Here is a 23,794-nt window from a genome sequence, read left to right on the forward strand (position 1 = left end):
AAGCGGCGCGAACAGCTCCCTTCCTCCTGTCCCGAGGTTGTTATGCCAGGCCAAGGCCTGTTGTAAGTGCTTCAGGACGGAACGGTGGGCACCGTGATGGTGCCCAAATAAATATAGAATGTGGAGACACCCCCCCATGCAAACCGACACAACTCGCGAGAACCCGCAAGGCTCCGTGCCGCAGGCCGCTGATTCGAATATGGATCTGTCCGCCACCGCGCCCGGCCAATTGCGCGTGATCAAGCGTAACGGCACTGTCGTTCCTTATACCGATGACAAAATCACCGTCGCCATCACCAAAGCGTTTCTTGCAGTTGAAGGCGGCACCGCTGCCGCTTCGTCGCGTATCCACGACACCGTTGCCCGCCTGACCGAACAAGTCACCGCGACCTTCAAGCGTCGCATGCCCTCGGGCGGCACCATCCACATCGAAGAAATCCAGGACCAGGTCGAACTGGCCCTGATGCGTGCCGGCGAGCAGAAAGTGGCCCGCGACTACGTGATCTACCGTGATTCGCGCGCCAAGGAACGTGCCGTACACGCGCCGTCCGCCGAAGCCGTGCAAGCTCACCCGTCGATCCGCATCACCCTGGCTGATGGTTCGTTCGCGCCGCTGGACCTGGGCCGCCTGAACACCATCATCACCGAAGCCTGCGAAGGCCTGGAAGAAGTCGACGGCGACCTGATCCAGCGTGAAACCCTGAAGAACCTGTACGACGGCGTGGCCCTGACCGACGTCAACACCGCCCTGGTGATGACCGCCCGTACCCTGGTCGAGCGTGAGCCGAACTACTCGTTCGTCACCGCCCGCCTGCTGATGGACACCCTGCGTGCCGAAGGCCTGGGTTTCCTGAAAGTCGCCGAGAGCGCGACCCACCACGAAATGGCCGACCTGTACGCCAAGGCCCTGCCTGCCTACATCGCCAAGGGTATCGAGTTCGAATTGCTCAACCCGATCCTGGCCACCTTCGACCTGGAAAAACTCGGCAAGGCGATCAACCACGAGCGTGACCAGCAGTTCACCTACCTGGGCCTGCAAACCCTGTACGACCGTTACTTCATCCACAAGGACGGGATCCGCTTCGAACTGCCGCAAGTGTTCTTCATGCGCGTGGCCATGGGCCTGGCGATCGAAGAGAAGAACAAAGAAGACCGTGCCATCGAGTTCTACAACCTGTTGTCGTCCTTCGACTACATGTCGTCGACCCCGACCCTGTTCAACGCCGGTACCCTGCGTCCACAGCTGTCGAGCTGCTACCTGACCACCGTGCCGGATGACCTGTCGGGCATCTACCACGCGATCCACGACAACGCCATGCTGTCCAAATTCGCTGGCGGCCTGGGCAACGACTGGACGCCGGTGCGTGCACTGGGTTCGTACATCAAGGGCACCAACGGCAAGTCCCAGGGCGTCGTGCCGTTCCTCAAGGTAGTGAACGACACCGCCGTCGCAGTGAACCAGGGCGGCAAGCGCAAAGGCGCGGTATGTGCCTACCTGGAAACCTGGCACATGGACATTGAAGAGTTCATCGAGCTGCGCAAGAACACCGGTGATGATCGTCGTCGTACCCACGACATGAACACCGCCAACTGGATCCCTGACCTGTTCATGAAGCGCGTCTTCGATGACGGCCCGTGGACCCTGTTCTCGCCATCCGAAGTGCCGGACCTGCACGACCTGACCGGCAAGGCCTTCGAAGAGCGTTACGAGTACTACGAAGCCCTGTCCCAGTACCCAGGCAAGATCAAGCTGTTCAAGACCATCCAGGCCAAAGACCTGTGGCGCAAGATGCTGTCGATGCTGTTCGAAACCGGCCACCCATGGTTGACCTTCAAAGACCCGTGCAACCTGCGCAGCCCGCAGCAGCACGTGGGCGTGGTCCACAGCTCGAACCTGTGCACCGAGATCACCCTGAACACCAACAAGGACGAGATCGCCGTCTGCAACCTGGGCTCGATCAACCTGCCGAACCACATCGTCAACGGCAAGCTGGACACCGCCAAGCTGGAACGCACCGTCAACACCGCCGTACGCATGCTCGATAACGTGATCGACATCAACTACTACTCGGTGCCACAGGCGCAGAACTCCAACTTCAAGCATCGTCCGGTCGGCCTGGGCATCATGGGCTTCCAGGACGCTTTGTACCTGCAGCACATTCCTTACGGTTCGGATGCTGCGGTCGAGTTCGCCGACAAGTCCATGGAAGCGGTCAGCTACTACGCGATCCAGGCTTCCTGCGACCTGGCCGACGAGCGCGGCGCCTACGAGACGTTCCAGGGTTCGCTGTGGTCCAAGGGCATCCTGCCGCTGGACTCGCAACAGATCCTGATCGAGCAGCGTGGCCAGAAGTACATCGACGTTGACCTGAACGAATCCCTGGACTGGGCACCGGTACGTGCCCGTGTGCAGAAAGGCATTCGTAACTCCAACATCATGGCCATCGCACCGACCGCGACCATCGCCAACATCACCGGCGTATCGCAGTCGATCGAACCGACCTACCAGAACCTGTATGTGAAATCGAACCTGTCGGGCGAATTCACCGTGATCAACCCGTACCTCGTCCGCGACCTGAAAGCCCGCGGCCTGTGGGACTCGGTAATGATCAACGACCTGAAGTACTACGACGGTTCCGTGCAGCAGATCGAGCGCATCCCGCAAGAACTCAAAGAGCTCTACGCGACCGCCTTCGAAGTGGACACCAAGTGGATCGTTGACGCCGCCAGCCGTCGTCAGAAGTGGATCGACCAGGCCCAGTCCCTGAACCTGTACATCGCCGGCGCTTCGGGCAAGAAACTCGACGTGACCTACCGCATGGCTTGGTACCGTGGCCTGAAAACCACGTACTACCTCCGTGCCCTGGCCGCGACCAGCACCGAGAAGTCGACCATCAACACCGGCAAGCTGAACGCTGTATCCAGCGGCAACCACGGTGACGATTCGGTACTCGCTGCTCCAGCCGGCCCGGCACCAGTGCCAAAGGCCTGCGCGATTGACGAGCCGGATTGCGAAGCTTGCCAATAAGCTGAGCCTGCCCTGGGTTTAACTCCCTAGGCTGAAAAGCCCTCGATATGCCCAGTGGTGTATCGGGGGCTTTTTTTGCCTGGCAAGAAACCCGGCCCAGGCTAGATCAACACAGTCGCCAGGCCCGACTGAGGTACACCGCCTCGCCGCCCCCACAACTCGATGCGGCCATCAATCACGGCCATTGAGTGGCCGTTGTATTCCACGGTTCCCACCTTGCTGTTTCTCAAGTCGGCATCGGTCGCCGGCCGGTAAAGCCCCTTCAGGCCCAAACGATCCAACCCCTCGCGGGAGTATTCACCATCGTTGAGGCTGTCCATCGCAGCCGTGAAACTGCGTCCGGCCGTGCCGTCGTTGTTTTCCATCTGTGCGCGCTTGGCACTTGCGGCATACAGGAAGTTGGCATCGGTCAACATCTGAGGGTCGTCACCCTTGAAACGAGCGTGTGTGGCCGCCTGCTTCAATTCGTCCTTGGTAAAAGACACCTTGACCCCATCGCGCATGGTCACTTCATAGCCGTTAGCCGTCTCCTTCACCTCCTTGAAGATGTCCGTAGGTTTCTGGCCGTACCGCATCATGGCGGCCTTTATCGCCGAAACGGTAATGCAGTTGCCATCATCGCCCTGGCTGAAGCCGCTCCAGATATTGCTCGGTTTTTTCCCGGGGTTACTATTGTCCGGTTTGTAGCTGTAATACTTTGAGCCTTCGGTAATCGGCTTATTGCTCATGGACTCGGTGGGGCCAAACCCACCCGGACTCACTCTACCGCCACCGCCGCCGCCACCCCCGCCGCCACCTCTTGGCGATGGCGGGGTCGGTGGTGCTACATCCTCGGGAAACCATTCCTCCAGTAACCGCTTGAGAAATTCAAGAAACTTGTCATCAGCGTCTTTGATCTCACTGTTGAGAATTTCCTTGAATTTCTCGTCACCCAGCTTCTCGCGCAGCGCATTCAACTTGTCGCGTAGATCCTGAACCGTCTGGGTCCTGGCGCCTTGCTCAGCATCGAACATCTGGCGCAGCGACGTCGTGACCGTAGACTCTGCGCTTACGGACTGGGCAGGCGATGGCACGCTTGATGCTGCAGGTACAAACATTGCGCGCCCAGCACCTGGCGCAGACACCCCTGAACTCCACATTCTCAGCCCCCATGATTGATGAGCCCGCAGGGCTCTGGACCAATCAGTGGCAAGGCAGAAGCGACGTGTTCCTTCCTAAGGATTTCACCGCGTTACCTGACGCGTCGCGGGGGATTTTCCAACGCCCACAAAAAAGCCCCTCTTCCGAGGGGCTTCTTGTCGAGCGCTAGCGCATCACGTCATCTGAATGATGGTCTGCATGATGGTGCTCTGGGTGGAGATCGTCTTGGCGTTCGCCTGGTAGTTGCTCTGGGCCTTGATCAGGTCCACCAGCTCATTGGTCAGGTTGACGTTGGAGTTCTCCAGGGAGTTGGCCACGATCGAGCCCAAGGTCCCGGATTCTGGTGCATCGTAGCCAGGCTGGCCCGAGGCAAAGGTTTCTTTCCAGGTGGTGCCACCGGCAGGCTGCAGGCCTTGCTCATTGTTGAAGCTGGCCAGGGAGATCTGGCCGATGGCCTTGCTCTGCTGGTTGCTGAAGGTGGCGAACAGCACACCGCTGCCGTCGATTTTCAGCCCGGTGATTTCGCCGGTGGCATAGCCATCAGTGATCGGCGGGTTACGGTAGCTGGCCGAGTTGTACTGAGTGATATCGGACATGTTGATCGCGATACCGCCCGGGTTGGCTGCAGCCCCGTTGTCAGGGTTCCACACGCCATTATCCATGACGCCCGGCTTCCAGTTGCTGATGGTCAGGGTGGTGTTGGATACGGTGCTTGGCGGAGTGACGATCCCCTTCAGCGTGCCTGATGTATCAAATGTCACCGTGGAGGCTACCGGCGCAACCGCACCTGTACCCTTGACCGGCGTACCGTCAGGATTGCGTCCGTCGATCAGGGTGTAGGACTTCCAGGTATTGGAGCCGGTTTTCACCATGTACTGCACCATCTCATGGGCATTGCCTTGAGTGTCATACAAAGTGGTGCCGTACTGCTCGGTAAACGAGCTCGCTACAGTCGGGTCAAACGGGCTGGTCGTCTGGTCGATCACCGGCTTGGAGGAGTTCAGGTTGCTGCTGGAGTCAACCTTGGTCGACGCTTTGGGCGGCAAGTTGGACAGGTTGATCCGCAGGTCGGTCAGGCCGCTCTTGGAGATTTTTCCATCTTCATCGGCAGCATAGCCCTGCAGGCGCGAGGTGCCGGTGTTGTTGGTGATGTAGCCGTCCTTGTTCGCCTGGAACGAGCCATTACGGGTGTACTCCAGCGAACCGTCGCTGCCCTTCTGCACGAAGAAGCCGCCGCCCCGGATGCCCATATCCAACACGCCGCCGCTGCCGTTGATTTCACCCTGGGTGAATTGCTGGGAGACCGCCGCCAGGTTAACGCCGGTGCCGATGGTTTTATTGCCGGTGCCCAGGCGGGACGCGGCATAAATGTCGCCGAATTCTGCGCGGGACGACTTGAAACCGGTGGTCGCGACGTTGGCGATGTTGTTGCCGGTCACGTCCAGTTGTTTGTTGGCCGCATAGAGGCCGCTAAGGCCGATATTAAAAGACATGTTTCTCTCCTCTTGCCGTATTTAGCCGGCTCTATGTACCGATAGTCTGAATTTGCGACAGCTTGATGCTGCCCATGCCGCCAGAAAGATTGAGCAGCATTTCGCCGCCGGTCTGGCTCAAGGTCACGCTGGTGACCGTGGCCGGCAGCGAGGTTTTCAGGGCGACCGGATCACCGGCGTCATTCTTGGTGCTGGCGGCGAAGGTGTAGGTGCCAGAATCAAGCTGCTCGCCCGCTTCGTTTTTACCGTCCCAGATAAAGTCCGACTTGCCGGCGCTCTGGGCACCCAGATCGATGGTCTTGACCAGCTTGCCGTCCTTGTCGGTGACCTTGACGGTGACGTTGCCCACCGACGAACCCACGGCGACCGAGCCGGTGAAGCTCTTGCTGGTGTCGACCATGGCCTTGTTGGTTTCGATAATTACCGAACGCCCGACCAGTGACGAGGCTTGCAGCGCCTGCGACGACTTGTAGTTGCCGGTGATGGTGTTCACCGAGTCGTTCAAGGTGTTGATGCCTTCCAGGCTGCTGAACTGCGCCAATTGGGCCACGAACGCGCCGTTGTCCTGGGGCGACAGCGGGTTCTGGTTCTTCAACTGGGTAACCAGCAGTTGCAGGAACGCATCCTTGCCCAAGGACTGATTGCCCGAGGCCGCCTTGGCCGTATCGGCCAGGTTGCCCTGGGTGGACTTGGCATCCTTGACCTTGGAGTCGAACAGACTCTGGATCGTCGAATTACTCGACACATCGTTAGTGACAGACATGCTTTAGCGCCCCTTATCACTGACCGAGGGTCAGGACCTTCTGCATCATGGCTTTGGCGGTGTTCATCATTTCCGCGTTGGTCTGGAACGAGCGACTGGCGGAAATCATGTCAGCCATTTCCTCGACCACGTTGACGTTGGGGTAATACACGTAACCCTTTTCGTTCGCGGCAGGATGATTGGGCTCGTAGCGCGCGTCGAGGTTGCTCTGGTCTTCGACCACCCCCAGCACCTGGACGCCCTGGCCAGCGGCATCCTGGCTCTGGAACAACGAATCGCTGCCGCCGTTCTGACCGGCCTGGAACATGGTGGCGAACACTGGGTGCCGGGCGCGGTAGGTCTGGTCGATGCTCGACGACACCGTTTCGGCGTTGGCAATGTTACTGGCGACCGTGTTCAGACGCGTGGTCTGGGCGCTCATGCCACTACCGGCAATATTGAAAACACTGGATAGAGACATGGCTTATTCTCCGCGCAGGGCTGACATCAGCCCTTTGAATTTGCTGTTGAGCAGGGTGAAGCTGGCTTGGAAGTTCACCGAGTTCTCGGCGTAGTTCGATTGTTCCAGCTGCGCGTCGACCGTGTTCTGGTCGATCGACGGCTGCATCGGCGTGCGATACATCAGCGACTCATCGCCACTGCTCAGGCCCTGCGCTTCGATATGACGGTTATTGGTCATGTTCAAGGCGAAGGAGCCGTTCTTGGTCTTGTCGCTCTGTGCGGCGAGCACGGCGGCAAAGTCCAGGTCCCGAGCCTTGTAGTTCGGGGTATCGGCGTTGGCGATGTTGTTAGCCAGGACTTCGGCACGCTGGGCGCGGAAGCCCAGGGCCTGTTCGTGGATACCGAGCGCTTTATCGAAGCTGATGCTCATGGCGGAAACCTTTAGGGGCTGACCTGCTTTTCTGTAACAGGGTTATAGCAAGCGCCATGCCAGGTTTTTCAGACCCCATAAATCAAGGGCTTAGGGAGATATTGCCGGTGGCAATGCCGGAAAAGCGGCAACGCTTGACCGCGAAACGTCAGGAAAGCGGCAATGGGTGTTGCCGTTTTGTGCCGGGTAGATAAGCAATGGCGTTGCCGCCAGCGATGACTGCCGGGGACCTTTGGTTGACGATGAGCAACCAAAGGTCTTTTCTTGCAAGGTTTCCACTGCCGGCATCACGTGCCTTGAAGGCGCCATCAAGTCAGAAGGATTACGTTTTCCTTAAATACGACGCCGTTTCCGGTCATGGTTCCCCTCTGGACCCTGCCACCCTTGCTCCCCCAGTGGTCCTCTACCCCTCCAACCACCACCATCGAATGGGCCGTACCGGGCCCCGCGACGTCCTTCTCTATGATGCCCAACCGGCCATTCTGCAGATCGCTTACGGTCCCCTGCCGAATATGATCCTTCATGCCTAGCCGGATAAAGGCGTCCTTGGTGTGCTCACCATTGCCAAGAGAGTCCAGGGCCTTGGAAAAGTCATATTTCGAATTTTCATGGTTGGCTTCCTGTGCTTTCTTGGCACTGGTGGCATAGGCCAGGACTGCGGTCTTTTTCATCACAGGATCATTACCTTTAAAGCCGGCATGACGCTCTGCCGCCTCCATCTCCTGGCGAGTCAAATTCACCTCACTCCCGTCCTTCAACGTGATGTGGTAGCCATTCTGGGTTTCCTTCACATCCTTGAAGAGGTCGGTCTCCTTCTTGCCATAGCGCTCCATCATTGCCTTGATGGCTGAAACCGTGGCGCAGTTACCATTTCGCCCTTGAAAAAACCCTGCAAAAACATCCCCGGTATCTTTCCCGGCCTTGAGTCCGGCACGGACTGAATCGCCCCCTCCAAAAGAAGAGAAATCGTTTGTCGGCATAGAGTCACTGGAGGCAAAAGAGTCGTAGCTAAAAGCCCGTCTCGAAACCCCACTATTGACCTGAGAAAAGCTGATGCTCGGCGCCCCGGACGCCTGAGTGCCAGGCATAGGGCTGGAACCTGCCCACCCCCTTGCCGCCCCTGCGGGGGGATCCTGCACACGCCGCGATTCAATAACCGGATCGAACGCAAAACGTGCACCTCCCGGACGATGCTCTGTCGAAATGTTTCCCATACCCTCCTCCTTCCGGTGAACGTGGCGATAAAGACTTCGCGCCCTCGTCAACACGGTTTACGTTTTGAACGAACGGAACTTGCCCACCCATCCGTGGCGAGCTGAGAAACATAAGTTCCAGAAGGGGGAACATCCCGCGCAAAAAAAAGGGAGACCCTTGCGGGTCTCCCTTGTTTGCACGGCTTGCCGCGTCCTGAAGAACGGGCTCAAACCATCACTTGGCCTGGTAGATAATACCGGGGCTGCACTGCACCATCTGGTAATGATCCGGCAAGCCATTGAGCGCCTCGGAAGCACCGAGAAACAGATAGCCACCACGCTTGAGCGTGCCATGGATGCGCAACAGAATGTCCTTCTTCACTTCAGCCGAGAAGTAGATCAAGACGTTGCGGCAAAACACGATGTCGAACTTGCCCAGGCTGGCGTAGCTGTCCAGCAGGTTGAACGAGCGGAACTCCACCCGGCTCTTGATCGGCGCCTTGACCGCCCAGCGCCCGGCCCCCTTGGGGTCGAAATAACGCTGCAGGCGCTCCGGCGACAGACCGCGGCCCAGGGCCAGGCTGTCGTATTCGCCCGTCTTGCAGTTGGTCAGCATGGTGCCCGACAAGTCAGTGGCGACAATTTGCACCCCTGCCTTCAACTGGCCCATGTTGGTCCGCTCGAACTCATCAATGGACATCGACAGCGAATACGGTTCCTGCCCCGACGAACACGCCGCCGACCAGATGCGCAGGCGCTGGCCAGGGCTGGCCTTGATCGCCTCGGGCAATACCTTGTTCTTGAGCACCTCAAAGGGATAGGTATCGCGAAACCATAAGGTTTCGTTAGTGGTCATGGCATCGACCACCATCTCCTTGAGCCCGCTGCGCGGTTGGCCCTGGATGCGCTGCACCAGCTCGCCCAGGGACTTGATGCCCTGCTGTTCCATCAATTTGTTGAGACGGCTTGATACCAGGTATTGCTTGTTTTCACCAAGCAATATGCCACAGGCTTTTTCCAGGAATACCCGGAACTGTTCGAAATCCAAATTACCCGTAGACAATGAAACCGCCTCTTAACTCGTGTGACCGCCAGGGAGAAAGCCCCTAGCCGTGATCTGCAGATTTGATCCGGTCGACTACCCGGGATGCCAGGTCATCAGGACGGAATTTGGCCAGGAAGTCATCGGCACCGACCTTCTTGACCATCGCCTGATTGAATACACCGGACAATGAAGTATGCAGGATGATATGCAATTTTTGCATGCGTGGGTCGTTGCGTATCTCGGCCGTGAGGGTATAGCCGTCCATTTCCGGCATCTCGATGTCGGAAATCATCATCAGGAATTCTTCTTCCGGCTTCTTGCCTTCGTCCACCAGCTTACGCAGATAATCCAGCGCCTGGCGGCCATCATTGAGCGCCACCACTTCGACACCCACGGTCTGCAGGCAACGGGACACCTGCTTGCGCGCCACCGAGGAGTCATCCACCGTCAACACCCGCAGGGACACGGCCTTTTGCTGGGTCTGCTCATCCACGACCCCCACCGAAATCTGCTCCGACGTCGGTGCCACTTCCGCGAGGATCTTCTCGACGTCGATGATTTCCACCAACTGGTTATCGACCCGCGTCACTGCCGTGAGGTAGTGATCGCGCCCGGTGCCCTTGGGTGGTGGATGGATCTCTTCCCAGTTCATGTTGACGATGCGTTCCACCGAGCGCACCAGGAAACCCTGGGTCTTGGTGTTGTACTCGGTGATGATCACAAACGGGCTCTCACGATCCTGCAAGCCGGAAGAGCCGGTGGCCATCGCCAGGTCAAGAATCGGAATCGTCGCACCCCGGATGTTGGCCACGCCACACACCACCGGGTTGGACTTGGGCATTATGGTGAGCTTGGGACATTGCAGCACCTCCCGCACTTTAAAGACGTTAATGCCATAGAGCTGCTTGCCATCGAGACGAAACAGCAACAACTCCAGGCGATTCTGCCCTACCAGCTGTGTGCGCTGGTTCACTGAATCCATTACACCCGCCATGCCCAGACTCCTACGCTACAAAACTTACGGGTACGACGCGTACCCAACACAAAACGGCACGCGCTTTGCTATTTATTGGCCATGGACATCAAAACGACAGTTTCCCGACGCCTTCGCTCGCCACAGTACCGCAGATTGCTCTGCGCCTGGACGGCGTTGTTTGCCTTGGGCACCGGCCTTGCAGCCCGTGCCGACAACGTCACCTTGCCTGATCTACTTATCGGCGTCACTCAAGGCTTTCTTGAGTTCACTGTAGAAGATTATCTGGCGACCACACAGACACCGGGCCGTTATGAAATCCAGGTCAACCAGTTGGACCCGCGTTTGCGCATGCCCATGTGTGACAAGGAATTGACAGGCTCCCTGGAAAGCCCCGCCCAGCCCATTGGCCGCGTGACCGTGCGCGTGCGCTGCGACGGCAGTTCACCCTGGACCGTGTTCGTGCCGGCCCAGGTCCGCCTGTATCGCGACGTGGTGACCGTCACCCGCCCGCTCAAGCGCACCGGCATCATCGGTTTTGAAGACGTGGCCCTGCGCGAACGGGACATCAGCCAGATCAGCCAGGGTTACCTCACCTCCGTGGACCAGGCCGTCGGGCAGAAACTGACCCGACCAATGGTCACCGACCAGGTCATCACCCTGGTTCACCTGGAACAGGCAGAAGTGGTGCGCAAGGGCGACCAAGTGGTGATATCCGCCAGCAGCGGCGGGCTGAACGTGAAAATGCCGGGGGAAGCCCTGGCCAATGGCGGGATGAGCGAGCAGATTCGCGTGAAGAACCTCAACTCCAAGCGCGTGATCAAGGCCCGGGTAACAGCCCCTGGCCAAGTGGAGGTGGCGCTATAGATCACTGGCGTGGGACGCTGGCTTTTCCTACACTGTGCGCATGATCTGGCGGTGTACAGGTTTATTGTCGATCGCGCCTAAAGTTTGTCCGGGTATGGCCGAAAACATGGCAAGCGTCCAAATACCCAGAGGTTTTTTAACATGGTCATTGATTTCAGCCGATTGAACAGCGCCCAGGCAACGCCCGGCGGCACGCGTACCAACGCGGCCAAGGACAGCGTTGAAGCCAAGGCCCCGGCACAGCCTGCCAAGGCAGAACAGACCGCTTCGACCCAGAGTGGCGAATCGGTGCATTTGAGCAACGAGGCTCAACAGTTGCAGAAGATCACAGACTCGCTGCGCGATCAGCCGGTGGTCAATAAAGCCCGTGTGGCCGAATTGAAGCAGGCGATTGCCGATGGCAGCTATCAGATCGACAACGACCGTTTAGCCGGCAAAATCATCAAAGCCGAGCGCTAGGCCAAGGCCTGCGCCAGGCTTTTGGACGCTTAAACCCCAAGGCCAGCCATGCACGACGAAAATCTGCTGCAACTGATCAATGAAGACCTGGCTCCGGCGCAACAGCTGCTGGAGCTGCTTCAAGACGAATTCGTGGCCCTGTGCGGCCGCGATATGCGCGTGCTGGAAGACATCCTGGCACGCAAGCAATCGCTGATCATCCTGCTTGAACAACACGGCCAGAAACGCAGCCAGATCCTGCTCAGCCTGGGCCTGCCCGCTGATCACAGCGGCCTGGAACAGCTCGCCAGCCATTCATCGATCGGTGACCAGTTGCTGGCTCAGAGCGCAGCGCTCAATCAGTTGTTGATCAGCTGCCAGGAGGCCAATGTGCTCAATGGCCAGTCGATCCAACTGCAGCAAGCCACCACCGCCAACCAGTTGCGCATCCTCCACGGTGGCGAACCTCCAGCACTGTATAACGCCCAGGGCTCCACCTCACGGCTGGTCAAGCCCAGCACCCTCAGCCAAGCCTGACGCCGGTTTATCGCGCGCCCTATCAAGGCGCGCCACATACTGGCAAAATGCCGGTTCTTGCGTGTAGTCGTATTTTGTCTGGAGATGGAAGAACCGTGTTCAACACCCTCAACGCGGAAGATGCTCCGCAGCCACCCAAGGTCCTCACCACCCCTCTGGAAATTGCCGGCACCCTGCGGCTGCTGCAAGAGAGCCACGACCCGCTGATCATAACCTTCCACGAACGCAACCAGCGCTTCCAGAGCTACCTGGTGGATGTCGACAAGGACAGCAAGACCCTGAGCCTGGACGAAATGATCCCGCCAGAAGGTGAACGCTATCTGGAAAATGGCGAAGCATTTCGCATCGAAGGTTTCCACGAAGGCGTGCGCGTGGCCTGGGAGAGCAATGGCAGCCTGACCATCGGCACAAAAGACGGCCACCGCATCTACAAGGGCAGCCTGCCTGAAGAAGTGGTCTACCATCAGCGCCGCAATGCCTTTCGTGCGGCGTTGAAACTGGCGCAACTGGTGAATATCGAATTGGGCGGCGAGAAACTCAAGGCGCCTCTCAGCGGCAAGTTGCTGGATATCTCCGCCACCGGCTGCAAGCTGCGCTTTGAAGGTGATATCTCCGAGCGCCTGCAATTGGGCCAGGTCTACGACCGCTTTATCGCCGCCCTGCCCTTCGGCAGCATGACCACGGCGGTGGAGTTGCGTTACCTGCACTTTGAAGAAAGGATCAACACCACCTTTGCCGGTGTGCGTTTCCACAACATGAGCGGCCTGGTGCAGCGTCAGGTTGAGCGTTTTGTCTACCAACTGCAGCGCGAGGCGCGCCGGTTCGATAAAGACGACGATATGTAAGCGCCGAACCACAGGCACAAAAAAACGGGCAGTTCCTTGGGGAACTGCCCGTTTTTCGTTTCAGGGACGGGCCCGGCTCAGGTCATGGGGGTGGTCTTCCGGGTCCGGATGCTCCGGCGGCTCGGGCTCAGGTTGTGGCTCCACTTCAGGTTCGGCTTCGGGCGCAGGTTCCGGCGCGGTGGTTTGCATCTGGTCCTGCACCACTTGCTCATCCACACGCGGATCGAGGGCAGCCACCAGGGGCGAGCTGGACATGCTGTCGGGCATCGCCACGTGATGCAGCGGCGCATCGTCCACCTGATGCAGATTGGTCACCGCCTTGGGGCGGATGCGCCAGACCAGGATCAAGGCGCACAAGCTGAAGAACGCATACAGCATCTGGTTGCCGAACAGCTTCATGACCACGCCTGCCAGCAACGGCCCGACACTGGCGCCCACCCCGTAGGTCACCAGCAACATCGCCGTGAGCGAGACCCGGCGATCACCTTCGACATGGTCATTGGAAAATGCCACGGCCAGCGGATACAGGCAGAACTGCACCAGCGAGCACAGGAAGCCGGCTATAAACAGCACTTCCAACGGCACCTGGGTCATGATCGCCAGCGGCAATGCCGCCACCGCCAGGCACAGGGCGAAGCAGCGGATCAGCAGCGCACGGTCATAACGATCCGACAGCCAGCCCAACGGCCACTGCACCAGCAGACCGGCAAAAATGCAGCTACCCATGAACAGACCGACCTGCTCGGTGCTCAACCCCTGCTGGGCCGCATACAGCGGCGCCAGACCGTAGAAGGAGCCGACGATCAGGCCGGCACCCAACACCGTACTCAGGGACTGCGGCACGCGCTTGATAAAGAAGCGTGGCTCCATGGGCGCCGGGTGCAAGGGCGCCGGGTGAATACGCCGAGTCATGGCCACCGGCACCAGGCACAGGGCGAAACACAGCGCCACCAACATCAGCAGCTCCAGCCCCAATTGGGGGTGCATGACCAGAATCAGCTGGCCCAGCACCAGGCCCAGGTAGGAGGCGATCATATAACCGCTGAACACCACGCCCCGCTGCTTGGCGTCGGCCTGCTCGTTGAGCCAGCTCTCGATGACCATGTACTGGCACATCATGCCGAGGCCGACGATTATCCGCAGCACGATCCAGGCCGGCAGCCAATCCACCAGGCCATGGCCCAACACCGCCGCACCGACGATCCCGGCACACGTGGCATAGGCCCGGATATGCCCGACCCGGGCGATCAGGCGATGCCCGATCTTGCCCCCCAGCACCAGGCCAAAATAGTTGGCCGCCATCAGCGCACCGACCCACAGGCTGTCGACGTTATCCGCCGCCAGGCGCAAGGCCAGGTAAGTACTGAGCAGGCCGGAGCCGATCAGCATCATCAAGGAGGCGAAATAAAGGGCTCGAAAAGATTTCCAGATTTGGCGCATCGGCGTTCCGAGCGGCTCCTTGCAGTGGGTGTCAGGCTATTTACACGATAGCCTGAAGGCGAAGCGTCGTTAAGCCCAGGCACCTTAGGCACCCGGGAATATTTTGATCCGACAAGCGGGACAACTTCGGGTTTATCGAAGCATGAAGCCTTCGATGAACTCGACACCCAACAGTTCCGTCTTCTGTGAGTTACGTGTCAGACGCACTCAGACCGGGGGCAAGGTACAAGGTCTGCACAATATATCGCGCCCACCAGCCAGACGGCACTGGCCAAACGGCTAACGAGGCCCTGCTTCTGGAAAAAAACCGAGCGTCAGCGGCTGGCTGCGTCAACCGCTTGTCCAGTCTGGAGCCTGCCGTAAAGCGGCAAGGACTGTTTGCTATCAGCCCGATGTGTTCGAAGGGTGGTCGGTGGCGCTGAGTTCGACGCTATCGCGATACTCCGGCACCGAGACCGACCAGCCCAGCTCCAGGCTGATACGTCGGCGCAGCACATCCGAGGCATTGGGTTCGCCGTGCACCACATAGGTGTGTTTCGGTGGCCGCTTGAACCCGCGAAGCCATTGCATGATTTCATCGGCATCCGCATGTGCCGACAGGGACTGCATCGGCACCACCTCGGCCCTGATGGGCACCTCCTTGCCATGAATACGCACAGAAGGAGCCCCCGCGACAATTTGCGCACCACGGGTGCCGCCCGCCTGGAAGCCAGGAACCAGCAACGTATTGATCGGGTTGGGGGCCAACGCCTTGAGGTGGTGGATCACCCGTCCCCCGGTAGCCATGCCGCTGGCAGCGATAATCACCGCCGGCGTGCGTTGCTGGTCCAGGCGGATCGAATCTTCGGTGGTGCGCACAAACTTCGCGACGTGGCACATGCCTTCGCACTCCTGCGCGGTCAAACGGTGTTCGCTGCGAAAACGCTGGTACAACGTGGTGACGTCGGTGGCCATGGGGCTATTGAGATAGATCGGCACATCGGGAATCAAGTGTTGCTGCTTGAGCCGATACAAGTGATACATCAGCAACTGCGCCCGACCGACGGCGAAGGAAGGTACCAGGGTAATGCCATGGCGCAGCGCGGTGCGGGTGATGACGTCGGCCAATTGTTCCTCTGGCAGCTCGGCCGGGTGCTTGCGGTCACCGTAGGTCGACTCCACCAACAGGTAGTCCGCCTGCTCGATGGTCTCCGGAGCGAACATCAGGGGGTCGTCGGGTCGCCCCAAGTCTCCCGAGCACACAAGCGTAACGCCATCGGCGACCACCTCGACCGTGGCCGCGCCCAATATATGCCCGGCGCCGCGCAGTTGGAGGGTCATGCCGGTGACGATCTCAATCCTGTTATGCAGCTCGATCGGCCGTAACAGCTTCAGCGCTCGCTCGGCGTCCTGTTCGGTATACAGCGGCGCCGCCGGGCTGTGCTTGGAAAAGCCATGCCGATTGGCAAACTCAGCCTCTTCTTCCTGGAGGCGACCACTGTCTAGCAGCAGAATCTTCAGCAGGTCACAGGTCGCAGGCGTGGCATAGACCGGCCCGCGATAGCCATTGCGTACAAGGACCGGTAGATAGCCACTGTGATCCAGGTGGGCATGGGTAAGCACAATCGCATCGAGTTCACCAATCGGAAACGGCAGCGCATCCCAATTGTGCAGCCGCAGCTGTTTATAGCCCTGGAAAAGGCCGCAGTCGATCAGTACATGATGGTCGTGGTGCTGCAGCAGGTATTTACTGCCGGTGACCGTGCCCGCAGCACCGAGAAATGTCATACGCATAGCCGTCTCCATGGGTACTCAAGGCAAGTGCCATTGATCGCTCTTAATGACGCAGGTGCAGTTGATTTCAAACAACTGCCTGGGTGACGGGCCGCCAATTCCACAAATGGCTGATCCGCCCAGGGCCGCCGCGTAATCCACCTCAGTCGTCCGAAAATAAAGGATGCCAACACAAGTAGCTGATCCAGATCAGCGCCCAAAGCCCTCAACGACGTAGAAAGGAAGCACCGCGAGGTTTATCTGCGCGCGCCGGCCTTTCACATCAGATGGAGGTTCACCCATGCCCACCTTCAAAGACCACAATGATCGGGCGGCGGCAGTTTATGCCACCGTCACCGCAGAACACTGGATCGAAGCGCTCAGGGACGGTCGCCACGTACTGATACGGCCGCTTGAGGACAAGGATCGCGAGCGTGAGTATGCGTTTATCAAACGCTTGTCCCCCGAATCGAGACATATGCGCTTCCTGGCGCAGATCAACGAGCCCAGTGACAGCCTGCTCAATACGTTGATGGACACCGATAATCAACATCGAGTGGCCTATATCGCGCTGGCGCACGAAAACGGTCATCTGATCGAGATCGGCATCAGCCGTTACGCCGCTACCGGCAAGGATGACTGTGAGTGCGCAGTGACAGTAGCCGATGAATGGGCGCACCTGGGCCTGGGTACTCTACTGATGAAACATTTGATCAACGCCGCCAGCAAGAATGGCTACCGCCGGATGTATTCGGTGGATGCCGCCAGCAATCTCCCCATGCGTAACCTGGTCAGAGCACTGGGCTTCGAGTCATGCATTGATCCCCGTGACTCCCACCAAGTGATCCATAGCCGGCACCTCTAGAACCACGGCCCCGCGCTGCTGCGCTCAACGCTCAAGCGCGGGGCCGTTGCCTGCTCAGGATTGCAATACCCGCCCGGGCTTGATTGCCAGCACACTGCAGGGCGCCCGCTGCAGGAGTTGTTCAGCGGTGGTCCCGAGCAACTTGTTCAACCCCTTGTGCTGAACCGTGCCCATCACAATGATGTCCGTGCGATGCTCGGCAGCGAACTCACAAATACTCAACACCGGGTTGCCCTCGATGAAGTGGCGATACTCTGGCGGTACACCATGGCGTTCGGCCATGGCAGCAAACACTTCCCGCTGAGTCGTGCCCAGCGCCTCATAAATCCCAGTGGCCAGGGGCAAGGCACCAAAGCCCATGTCCCGGACGTAAATCGCCGCCCAGTCATACACATGCATCAATTCAAGGTGGGCATCGCACTCGTTGGCCAGCTTTACCGCTGCGTTGATGATCTGGTCGTTGAACACATTGTCCTGCTCCTCGTCGCGCAGCACATCGACGATGGCCAGGATATTGCGCGGCCGAGGGTTGAGCGCGTTGGTCACCAAATGCACAGGTACTGGACAATCGCGCAGTAACTGCCAGTCCAGCGGTGCGAAAAAAATCCGCTGCAAGGCTGATTCTTCCTGCGCATCCTTGATGATCAACGCCAGTGGCATCTCACTGACAAAGTGCATGATTTCTTCGTAAGGGTGTTGCACCCACACCACTTCGCTGGTGACCTGCACCCCGTGCTGGCTGATCAACCCCGCCTGCTCCGTGAGCCACTGCCTGTGGTTTTGCAAATAACCGTCACGGGCCCGGTTCATTTGTTCAGGGGCGAACAGGCCGGCCACCGCCAAGGCCTGCAAGTAGTCAAATGCGACAATGTGCAAAGGCATTTGCATCGCCTTGGCCAACGCGCCGGCCCGCTCGAACGCGGGTGTACGGGTCAGGGTTGAGGGGGCAATTAACAGTAAACGCTGAGCCTGCGACATGGGACACCTCGGCACGTGGCCTTTTGGTTGCTGACACCTATAGAGTGAACGCACCCGACTCAGCCAACTTGATCTTCATCAGGTACCAGGTTGAATGTGTTTCAAAGAAGCAAGATCCCGGCCCACATGGCCAGCGTCAGCAAGACCTGGCCCGGGATAACGTAAGCGGCGAACCGTCGCCCGCCGCTGATCCACGCCACCAGGCATTTGCTCAGCGTGTTACTGCTGACTGCAATCAGTATAGGAATGGTGGTGGCGCTAAGTGGCAACTGACCGGACTTGGCCAATGTCGCAATTGATGCTGTCGAGGAATGGGCATCGGCGAAGCCGGACAGGGTCGCCGTGAGCATGACTCCGGTTTCACCGAAGTGATTGAGCATCACCGACGACAGGAAAGTGATGCCGGTCATGGTCAATGAGACCACCAGCGCCAGCTTGAGATTGAACGCGCCACCGACCTTGATCGGTTGCCCCACGCCATTCGCGGGCCGGGGAAACATCAAGCACAGTCCATACAACGCTGTGGCAGCGGCGCCGCACAACAGCGGTCCCCAGATATGACGTAACAGACTGCTGTCGACCGCCCCCATGATCAGCCCGACTTGGGTGACCGTCGCCAGGTTGGAGAAGATCGCGGCGGCACTCAAGACCTTGATGTTGTCCGGCTCCCTGGCGGCGATATGCCCCATGGCGGCAATGGTCACGGTGCTGGAGGCAAATCCGGAAGCAATGGCACTGATTGCATACCCATACCGGGTGCCCAGGGTGCGCACAGCAATATGCCCCACCGCCCCCACTACCATGAGCAATACCGTGAGCGTGCAAATGGTGCGCAGGTTGATCGCGGCGTAGGCGCCGATAAAGCGGTCAGGGACCAGCGGCAGCACCACCAGCGCGGCAGTCGCCAGTACCAGGCCGTCGCGCACCTCCACATCAGTCAGTTGGTTACGGGCAAAGTAGTGCAGCTTCTGTCGATAGGTCAGCAGGCCCGAGATCACCACGGCGATGGCGATCGCCAGTTCGGGCGATGTACTGCACATCGCCCCCAGTAGCAAAACCGTGATCAATGCCACTTCACTGGTGACGCCCGGGTCATCGCTCAGGCTGCGCCAGTACGCCACGGTGACCAGCAACCCAAGGGTTATCGCCACGATCCCGACCAGCAGACCAGCGCCGACCTGCATCGCCACGTAACCCAACAGCGCGGTGATCGCAAACGTGCGCAGTCCTGCACAGGCGCGGCCTTGTCCCTGCCCTTTGTGCCGCTCGCGCTCCAGCCCAATGAGCATACCGATCCCCAGTGCGGTTGCCGCGCCTGCCATGCCGAGGGTTTCATTCATGGTTTTGTCATCGATGCTGGCCTTGCCTTGCGACCCACTCGTGACTCCACGAGGTCGGCCGAACCGTTGCAACCATGTCGCCGGGCTATCGGGCTGCGTGGGCCGCTCGCCGGACAGGGGGCGGATCGACATTGATCGGCCAGGCATGCGGCGCGTCTATACGCGTCCGGAGTCGCCTGACGAATGCCTGCGCACCTTCCAGGGTTTTGAATTCCACTGCGACACCTTCCATGTGCACAACCCAGCATGCGGTTGCCTGCTCCTGCGTGATATCAATTAGCATTGACGACCTCCAGACCCCCTCTAACCCCATCTTCACGGCGTAATCGCGACCTTCATCACACCATCCTGCTGGTGAGCAAACAGCTCATAGGCCGCTTCAATGTCGTCGAGCTTGAAACGATGGGTTACCAGGGGCGACAGGTCCACACCGCCGCTGTTAACCACCGCCATCAGCCGGCGCATACGCTCTTTGCCGCCGGGGCACAGGGTCGTGACAATGCTGTAGTCCCCGAGCCCGGCGGCGAAGGCATCCAGGGGTATGCGCAAGTCACTGGAATAAACGCCGAGACTGGATAACCGACCACCGGGGCGCAAGACCCGCAAAGCGGACTCGAACGTGCCTTGCGTGCCCAATGCCTCGATGGACACATCCACCCCACGGCCATCGGTCAAGGCCATGATTTGCTCGACGACATTACCGTCCTTGAAGTTGACCACATGGGTCGCCCCCAGGCGCCGCGCAACACTCATCCGCGCAGGTACGGCATCGACGCCAATGATGGTAGTCGCGCCCTTGAGACGCGCGCCGGCCACTGCACAGAGGCCGATTGGCCCGAGGGCGAACACCGCAACGGTATCGCCGATGCTGACCTCGGCGCGCTCTGCCCCGGAAAAACCAGTGGACATAATGTCCGGGCACATCAACACCTGCTCATCGCTGAGGCCGTCCGGAATCGGGCACAAATTGGCGGTGGCGTCTGGCACCAGCACGTACTCCGCCTGGCAACCGTCAATACTATTGCCGAACTTCCAGCCACCCGTGGCGCGAAAACCGTGGCGGGTGTCCGGGCCATCCTGCGAAGCACAGCCACAGAGGCAAGCGTAACTTTGCCCGCTGGGGGTGATGGCACCGGCAATGACCCGCTGCCCTTCGACAAAGCCGCGCACCTGCGAGCCCAACTGCTCAATGACCCCTACGGGCTCATGCCCCACCGTCAGCCCTTTGGCCACCGGATACTCACCGCGCAAGATGTGCACGTCGGTACCGCAGAGGGTCGTCGTGGTAATACGGATCAAGGCATCCAGGGGCCCCACAGTGGGGATGGGTTTGTCTTCCAGGACGATCCGGTTCTTTTCAACGAAAACAGCCGCTTTCATGGTCGCCATGGTGATCCTCCGCCACTGTGGGTGCGCCAGGTTCGGCACGCCTATAAGACTGCGCCGAGGAAACACTGGAAAGATTGATAATGGTCAACAATTTCGTCGCTGACCGACCGCACGTCGGGTTGCCACCCGATTGCCCCCTGGGTTTGACAAAGATCAACCCGGCCTCCCGCAGTCCGCCACACTCTAATTGCGAGGTTTCAGGTTCCAATGGCTGCGCGGCGATTGGGGCGGGCACCTGCGCATTTACCTACGGGAGAGATGTCATGTCTGATCAATCACGCTTCATGTTGGTCGTCCCACCCTTGATGGAGAACAGCCCCGCTTTCGATCGAGCCGCCGCCCTGGCCAAGGCTGCGGATGCGGCATTGCACATCGTGGCATTTGACTATCTCGAGGGGCTGGCAACGGCCGGGCTGGTCAACGAGCAAGCGCTGGAGCAAATGCGCATCGGCTATGTCGAACGCCATCGCCAATGGTTGGAAGACCAGGCCCGCCCGTTGCGCAGAATCGGGGTGCATGTCACCACTGAAGTGGTCTGGGTGAACGACCCCTTGCAGGAAATCCTCATCCACCTCAAAGAACAACCCATGGCGGTGTTGATCAAGGCGCTAGAGCATGAATCGCTGCTTTCACGCCTGATGTTTACGCCACTGGATGTCCACCTGTTGCGCGAATGCCCGGTACCCTTGCATTTCGTCAGCCATATGCACCACGCGCTGCCCCGCAAGATCATCGCTGCAGTAGACCCTTTTCATCGCGACGGGCAATACAAAGATTTCAACGACACCATTGTGCAAGAGGCCGCGAAACTGGCGAGCATCTGTCACGCAGAACTAGACGTCATTTATGCCCACGACCTTTCAGCTATCAGTGCCGATGAATTCGGTTTCGAAAATGGCGCAACCTTCTTCTCCTCCAGCAAAGCCCGGACACTGTTTGATGCCCAGGCCGATGCCTTCCACGAACTGGCGGAGCGCAACGGTATTCCACCGGAGCGCCAGCACATGATCATGGGCAACCCCGCCAAGGTGCTTGCCAGCTACGCGAGTGCCTATGAAACCGATGTGATTGTGATGGGACGAATAGGCCATCGGGCCATGGACCGATTAATCGGCAGCACGGTGGAACACCTGCTGTACAAGATGCCCTGCAGCGTTTGGGTGATTTCTCCGCAGGAGCTGATTTGAAGGCAGGGTGGGATGTGGGTCTGGCGGGGCTGGGCGGTGTCTAGTCCTGAAATAGGTTTATACCTGTTTCATTCCAACGCCCGATGCATCGCATCGGGCGTTTTGTATTTCAAAGACAGGTGCGGACGCTCGTGGTTGTAGATCGATACCGACTCGCTCACCATCTTCCTCGCCTGCGTTAAATCCTGTGGTCGCTGGAGCAAAAGCTCCGTCTTCAATATCCCATTGACCCGCTCTGCCAGGGCGTTTTGGTAACAGTCGTAGCCGTCCATCATCGAACACCTGATGCCCTGTTTCGTGTGCAGTTCTTGGTACATTCCCGAGCAATACGCTGACTCACGGCTCGACGCAACGCCTGCGCTCGGTGACAGCTGATTGTTGAAACCATGCCGGCGTTTTACGTTGTAGAACATCTCGATGTAATCGAACACATCACTACGAGCATCTTCACGCATGGTCTAGATTCTCCGCTTGATCCGTTCCCGCTTTAGAAGTTGGAAAAAGCTCTCGGCCACGGCGTTATCATGGCAGTTGCCTCGGCGCCCTGCTGATCGCCGCGTCATTATTAACCTTCTGGGCGCCTCCAGTATCAGCCGGCTTATTTGCATCTGGAGTGGGTATGGTCGCCGGCGGTGTGATCCAAATGCTCAGCCCCCAAGCCGGCGGTCTCAAGACCAGCGCCGCGCCGAAGAACACACCATCGTATGCGTTTGGAAGCGCCCGAAACACCACCGCATCAGGCAACCCGGTTCCTCTTTGCTGCGGGTACCGGCGCTGGGGCGGGGCGATCATCAGTGCCGGGATTTACGCCGAGGATCAAGTCTGATCTTGGATCAGCACCATTGTTGCATCATCGTAAAAGGAGCCTTCATGCATTGGTGGCAGCAGTGCTGGCCTCGATATTCGTATGACCTCCCTTTGATCCGCCACCGTGTTGAAACCTACATACTGTGGCGTTCCAATGCGCTCAAGCTCTCTACAACAAAACACCATCGCGGCTATAAGGACTGAGCATGAAGAAATGCGGCGGCTGCCCCTGAGAACAGGAAAACAAGCTGCAAAATCATCGACGTACATTGGTACCTGAAAAAACGAAGCGGTATCAAATATCCAGCGTGCGGATTTGATGCGCCTTTAATCATCCTTTTGAGAAAAAACCAACGCATTAACTTAGGAAAGGGCTCGAAGAAAGTGGTAAATACTCTCTCTATACTTAACGCTGTAACTAGCTGCCGTCCTTGCAACTTCGCTGCCTCCTCAATTTTTTCCGCATCCTCAAAGTAAGTCTTTAAAGCATTTCCGACTCTATTCGTTTTCGCTTCACTTTGGGCGTCAGCAATCTGACATTGAATAGCAAAAAACTTGGATAAAATGCCAAATAGCAACGAAAAAATCAGAAGAATGCCACTCAGCTTGAAGCCTCCGGCAGTCAAATACGGAAGAATCGTTCCTACGTTTGTTAGAAGAAGCGCAGCCGCCGCACCCGTGCCGACCGTGAGCCAGGTGGAGTAGCTATCAAAAAATCGCGTTGATTCAATAATGTTCTCAAAAATCACTGAGACCATTCCATTTTCCGCATTTTGAATATTCAGCCTGTTCCACTCGGCGAGGTGGTCCAACTCGGGCAACTGCTTAGGCGGTTCCATAATC

At 58.6% G+C, this 23,794-nt stretch carries 21 protein-coding genes and 3 pseudogenes; 8 read left to right on the forward strand and 16 right to left on the reverse strand.

Annotated features, from left to right (window positions below; translation table 11 throughout):
• Positions 1–136: 136 nt before the first annotated feature.
• The gene (locus HBO24_RS10425) at positions 137–3,028 is read left to right on the forward strand and encodes a ribonucleoside-diphosphate reductase subunit alpha (RefSeq protein ID WP_115128763.1); all 2,892 of its coding nucleotides are present in this window, start codon (positions 137–139) and stop codon (positions 3,026–3,028) included.
• A 101-nt stretch (positions 3,029–3,129) separates the two neighbouring features.
• Here HBO24_RS10425 and HBO24_RS10430 read toward each other — a convergent pair whose 3' ends face one another.
• From HBO24_RS10430 to HBO24_RS10465, 8 genes are all read right to left on the reverse strand, one after another.
• On the reverse strand, positions 3,130–4,125 hold the full coding sequence (locus HBO24_RS10430; RefSeq protein WP_262153273.1) for a hypothetical protein: 996 nt from the start codon (positions 4,123–4,125) through the stop codon (positions 3,130–3,132).
• A 216-nt stretch (positions 4,126–4,341) separates the two neighbouring features.
• Positions 4,342–5,661, reverse strand: a complete 1,320-nt coding sequence (flgE, locus tag HBO24_RS10435; protein ID WP_115128765.1) for a flagellar hook protein FlgE — start codon at positions 5,659–5,661, stop codon at positions 4,342–4,344.
• Positions 5,662–5,692: 31 nt separating this feature from the next.
• Positions 5,693–6,424 (reverse strand): flagellar hook assembly protein FlgD, encoded by a 732-nt coding sequence (flgD, locus tag HBO24_RS10440; RefSeq protein ID WP_057439684.1) that lies wholly within the window; start codon positions 6,422–6,424, stop codon positions 5,693–5,695.
• A 16-nt stretch (positions 6,425–6,440) separates the two neighbouring features.
• Positions 6,441–6,884: a flagellar basal body rod protein FlgC gene (gene flgC, locus HBO24_RS10445; RefSeq protein WP_029294486.1), complete on the reverse strand. Its 444-nt coding sequence runs from the start codon at positions 6,882–6,884 to the stop codon at positions 6,441–6,443.
• Positions 6,885–6,887: 3 nt separating this feature from the next.
• Complete coding sequence (flgB, locus tag HBO24_RS10450; protein ID WP_057439685.1) at positions 6,888–7,295, reverse strand: flagellar basal body rod protein FlgB; 408 nt, start codon at positions 7,293–7,295, stop codon at positions 6,888–6,890.
• A 308-nt stretch (positions 7,296–7,603) separates the two neighbouring features.
• Positions 7,604–8,509, reverse strand: a complete 906-nt coding sequence (locus HBO24_RS10455; RefSeq protein WP_170059659.1) for a hypothetical protein — start codon at positions 8,507–8,509, stop codon at positions 7,604–7,606.
• A gap of 214 nt (positions 8,510–8,723) precedes the next feature.
• Entirely contained in the window at positions 8,724–9,551 is an 828-nt protein-coding gene (gene cheR, locus HBO24_RS10460) for a protein-glutamate O-methyltransferase CheR (protein WP_057439687.1), read from the reverse strand.
• Positions 9,552–9,594: 43 nt separating this feature from the next.
• Positions 9,595–10,527 (reverse strand): chemotaxis protein CheV, encoded by a 933-nt coding sequence (locus HBO24_RS10465; RefSeq protein WP_057439688.1) that lies wholly within the window; start codon positions 10,525–10,527, stop codon positions 9,595–9,597.
• An 81-nt stretch (positions 10,528–10,608) separates the two neighbouring features.
• Here HBO24_RS10465 and flgA point away from each other — a divergent pair, with 81 nt between their 5' ends.
• From flgA to HBO24_RS10485, 4 genes are all read left to right on the forward strand, one after another.
• Positions 10,609–11,373 carry a flagellar basal body P-ring formation chaperone FlgA gene (flgA, locus tag HBO24_RS10470; RefSeq protein WP_170059660.1) on the forward strand — a complete coding sequence of 255 codons (765 nt, stop codon included), beginning with the start codon at positions 10,609–10,611 and terminating at the stop codon, positions 11,371–11,373.
• 141 nt (positions 11,374–11,514) lie between these two features.
• Entirely contained in the window at positions 11,515–11,832 is a 318-nt protein-coding gene (flgM, locus tag HBO24_RS10475) for a flagellar biosynthesis anti-sigma factor FlgM (RefSeq protein WP_057439690.1), read from the forward strand.
• Positions 11,833–11,880: 48 nt separating this feature from the next.
• Positions 11,881–12,348 carry a flagellar protein FlgN gene (locus tag HBO24_RS10480; RefSeq protein WP_170059661.1) on the forward strand — a complete coding sequence of 156 codons (468 nt, stop codon included), beginning with the start codon at positions 11,881–11,883 and terminating at the stop codon, positions 12,346–12,348.
• A 95-nt stretch (positions 12,349–12,443) separates the two neighbouring features.
• On the forward strand, positions 12,444–13,193 hold the full coding sequence (locus tag HBO24_RS10485) for a flagellar brake protein (protein ID WP_057439692.1): 750 nt from the start codon (positions 12,444–12,446) through the stop codon (positions 13,191–13,193).
• A gap of 60 nt (positions 13,194–13,253) precedes the next feature.
• On the opposite strand, the gene HBO24_RS10490 is transcribed toward HBO24_RS10485, so the two are convergent.
• Both HBO24_RS10490 and HBO24_RS10495 read right to left on the reverse strand, forming a co-directional pair.
• Positions 13,254–14,633: an MFS transporter gene (locus tag HBO24_RS10490; RefSeq protein ID WP_057960434.1), complete on the reverse strand. Its 1,380-nt coding sequence runs from the start codon at positions 14,631–14,633 to the stop codon at positions 13,254–13,256.
• 384 nt (positions 14,634–15,017) lie between these two features.
• Complete coding sequence (locus tag HBO24_RS10495; protein WP_170059662.1) at positions 15,018–16,406, reverse strand: MBL fold metallo-hydrolase; 1,389 nt, start codon at positions 16,404–16,406, stop codon at positions 15,018–15,020.
• A gap of 280 nt (positions 16,407–16,686) precedes the next feature.
• Between HBO24_RS10495 and HBO24_RS10500 the strand changes: the two genes are divergently transcribed.
• A complete protein-coding gene (locus tag HBO24_RS10500) occupies positions 16,687–17,250 on the forward strand; it encodes a GNAT family N-acetyltransferase (RefSeq protein ID WP_170059663.1) in 564 nt (187 codons plus the stop codon).
• A 54-nt stretch (positions 17,251–17,304) separates the two neighbouring features.
• Here the strand turns inward: HBO24_RS10500 and HBO24_RS10505 are convergent, their stop codons facing one another.
• From HBO24_RS10505 to HBO24_RS10515, 3 genes are all read right to left on the reverse strand, one after another.
• Complete coding sequence (locus tag HBO24_RS10505) at positions 17,305–18,228, reverse strand: universal stress protein (RefSeq protein WP_170059664.1); 924 nt, start codon at positions 18,226–18,228, stop codon at positions 17,305–17,307.
• A 101-nt stretch (positions 18,229–18,329) separates the two neighbouring features.
• Complete coding sequence (locus tag HBO24_RS10510; protein WP_170059665.1) at positions 18,330–19,568, reverse strand: DUF4010 domain-containing protein; 1,239 nt, start codon at positions 19,566–19,568, stop codon at positions 18,330–18,332.
• 315 nt (positions 19,569–19,883) lie between these two features.
• Positions 19,884–20,957, reverse strand: a complete 1,074-nt coding sequence (locus HBO24_RS10515; RefSeq protein WP_057444072.1) for an NAD(P)-dependent alcohol dehydrogenase — start codon at positions 20,955–20,957, stop codon at positions 19,884–19,886.
• A 263-nt stretch (positions 20,958–21,220) separates the two neighbouring features.
• Here HBO24_RS10515 and HBO24_RS10520 point away from each other — a divergent pair, with 263 nt between their 5' ends.
• Entirely contained in the window at positions 21,221–22,144 is a 924-nt protein-coding gene (locus tag HBO24_RS10520; protein WP_170059674.1) for a universal stress protein, read from the forward strand.
• Positions 22,145–22,184: 40 nt separating this feature from the next.
• Here the strand turns inward: HBO24_RS10520 and HBO24_RS10525 are convergent.
• Both HBO24_RS10525 and HBO24_RS10530 read right to left on the reverse strand, forming a co-directional pair.
• Positions 22,185–22,473: pseudogene (locus tag HBO24_RS10525) on the reverse strand (integrase core domain-containing protein); the annotation flags it as partial.
• Between the two features lie 33 nt (positions 22,474–22,506).
• Positions 22,507–22,686 (reverse strand): annotated as a pseudogene (locus HBO24_RS10530) (IS3 family transposase); the annotation flags it as partial.
• On the opposite strand from HBO24_RS10530, the pseudogene HBO24_RS29515 reads away from it, so the two are divergent.
• Positions 22,674–22,970: pseudogene (locus HBO24_RS29515) on the forward strand (tail assembly protein); the annotation flags it as partial. The pseudogenes HBO24_RS10530 and HBO24_RS29515 overlap by 13 nt on opposite strands.
• A gap of 172 nt (positions 22,971–23,142) precedes the next feature.
• Here HBO24_RS29515 and HBO24_RS10535 read toward each other — a convergent pair.
• Positions 23,143–23,790 (reverse strand): hypothetical protein, encoded by a 648-nt coding sequence (locus tag HBO24_RS10535; RefSeq protein ID WP_170059666.1) that lies wholly within the window; start codon positions 23,788–23,790, stop codon positions 23,143–23,145.
• Positions 23,791–23,794: the final 4 nt, after the last annotated feature.

Origin of the sequence: Pseudomonas sp. WS 5410 (genome assembly GCF_012985645.1) — a bacterium.
In the GTDB taxonomy this organism is placed as follows: Bacteria; Pseudomonadota; Gammaproteobacteria; order Pseudomonadales; family Pseudomonadaceae; genus Aquipseudomonas; species Aquipseudomonas shahriarae.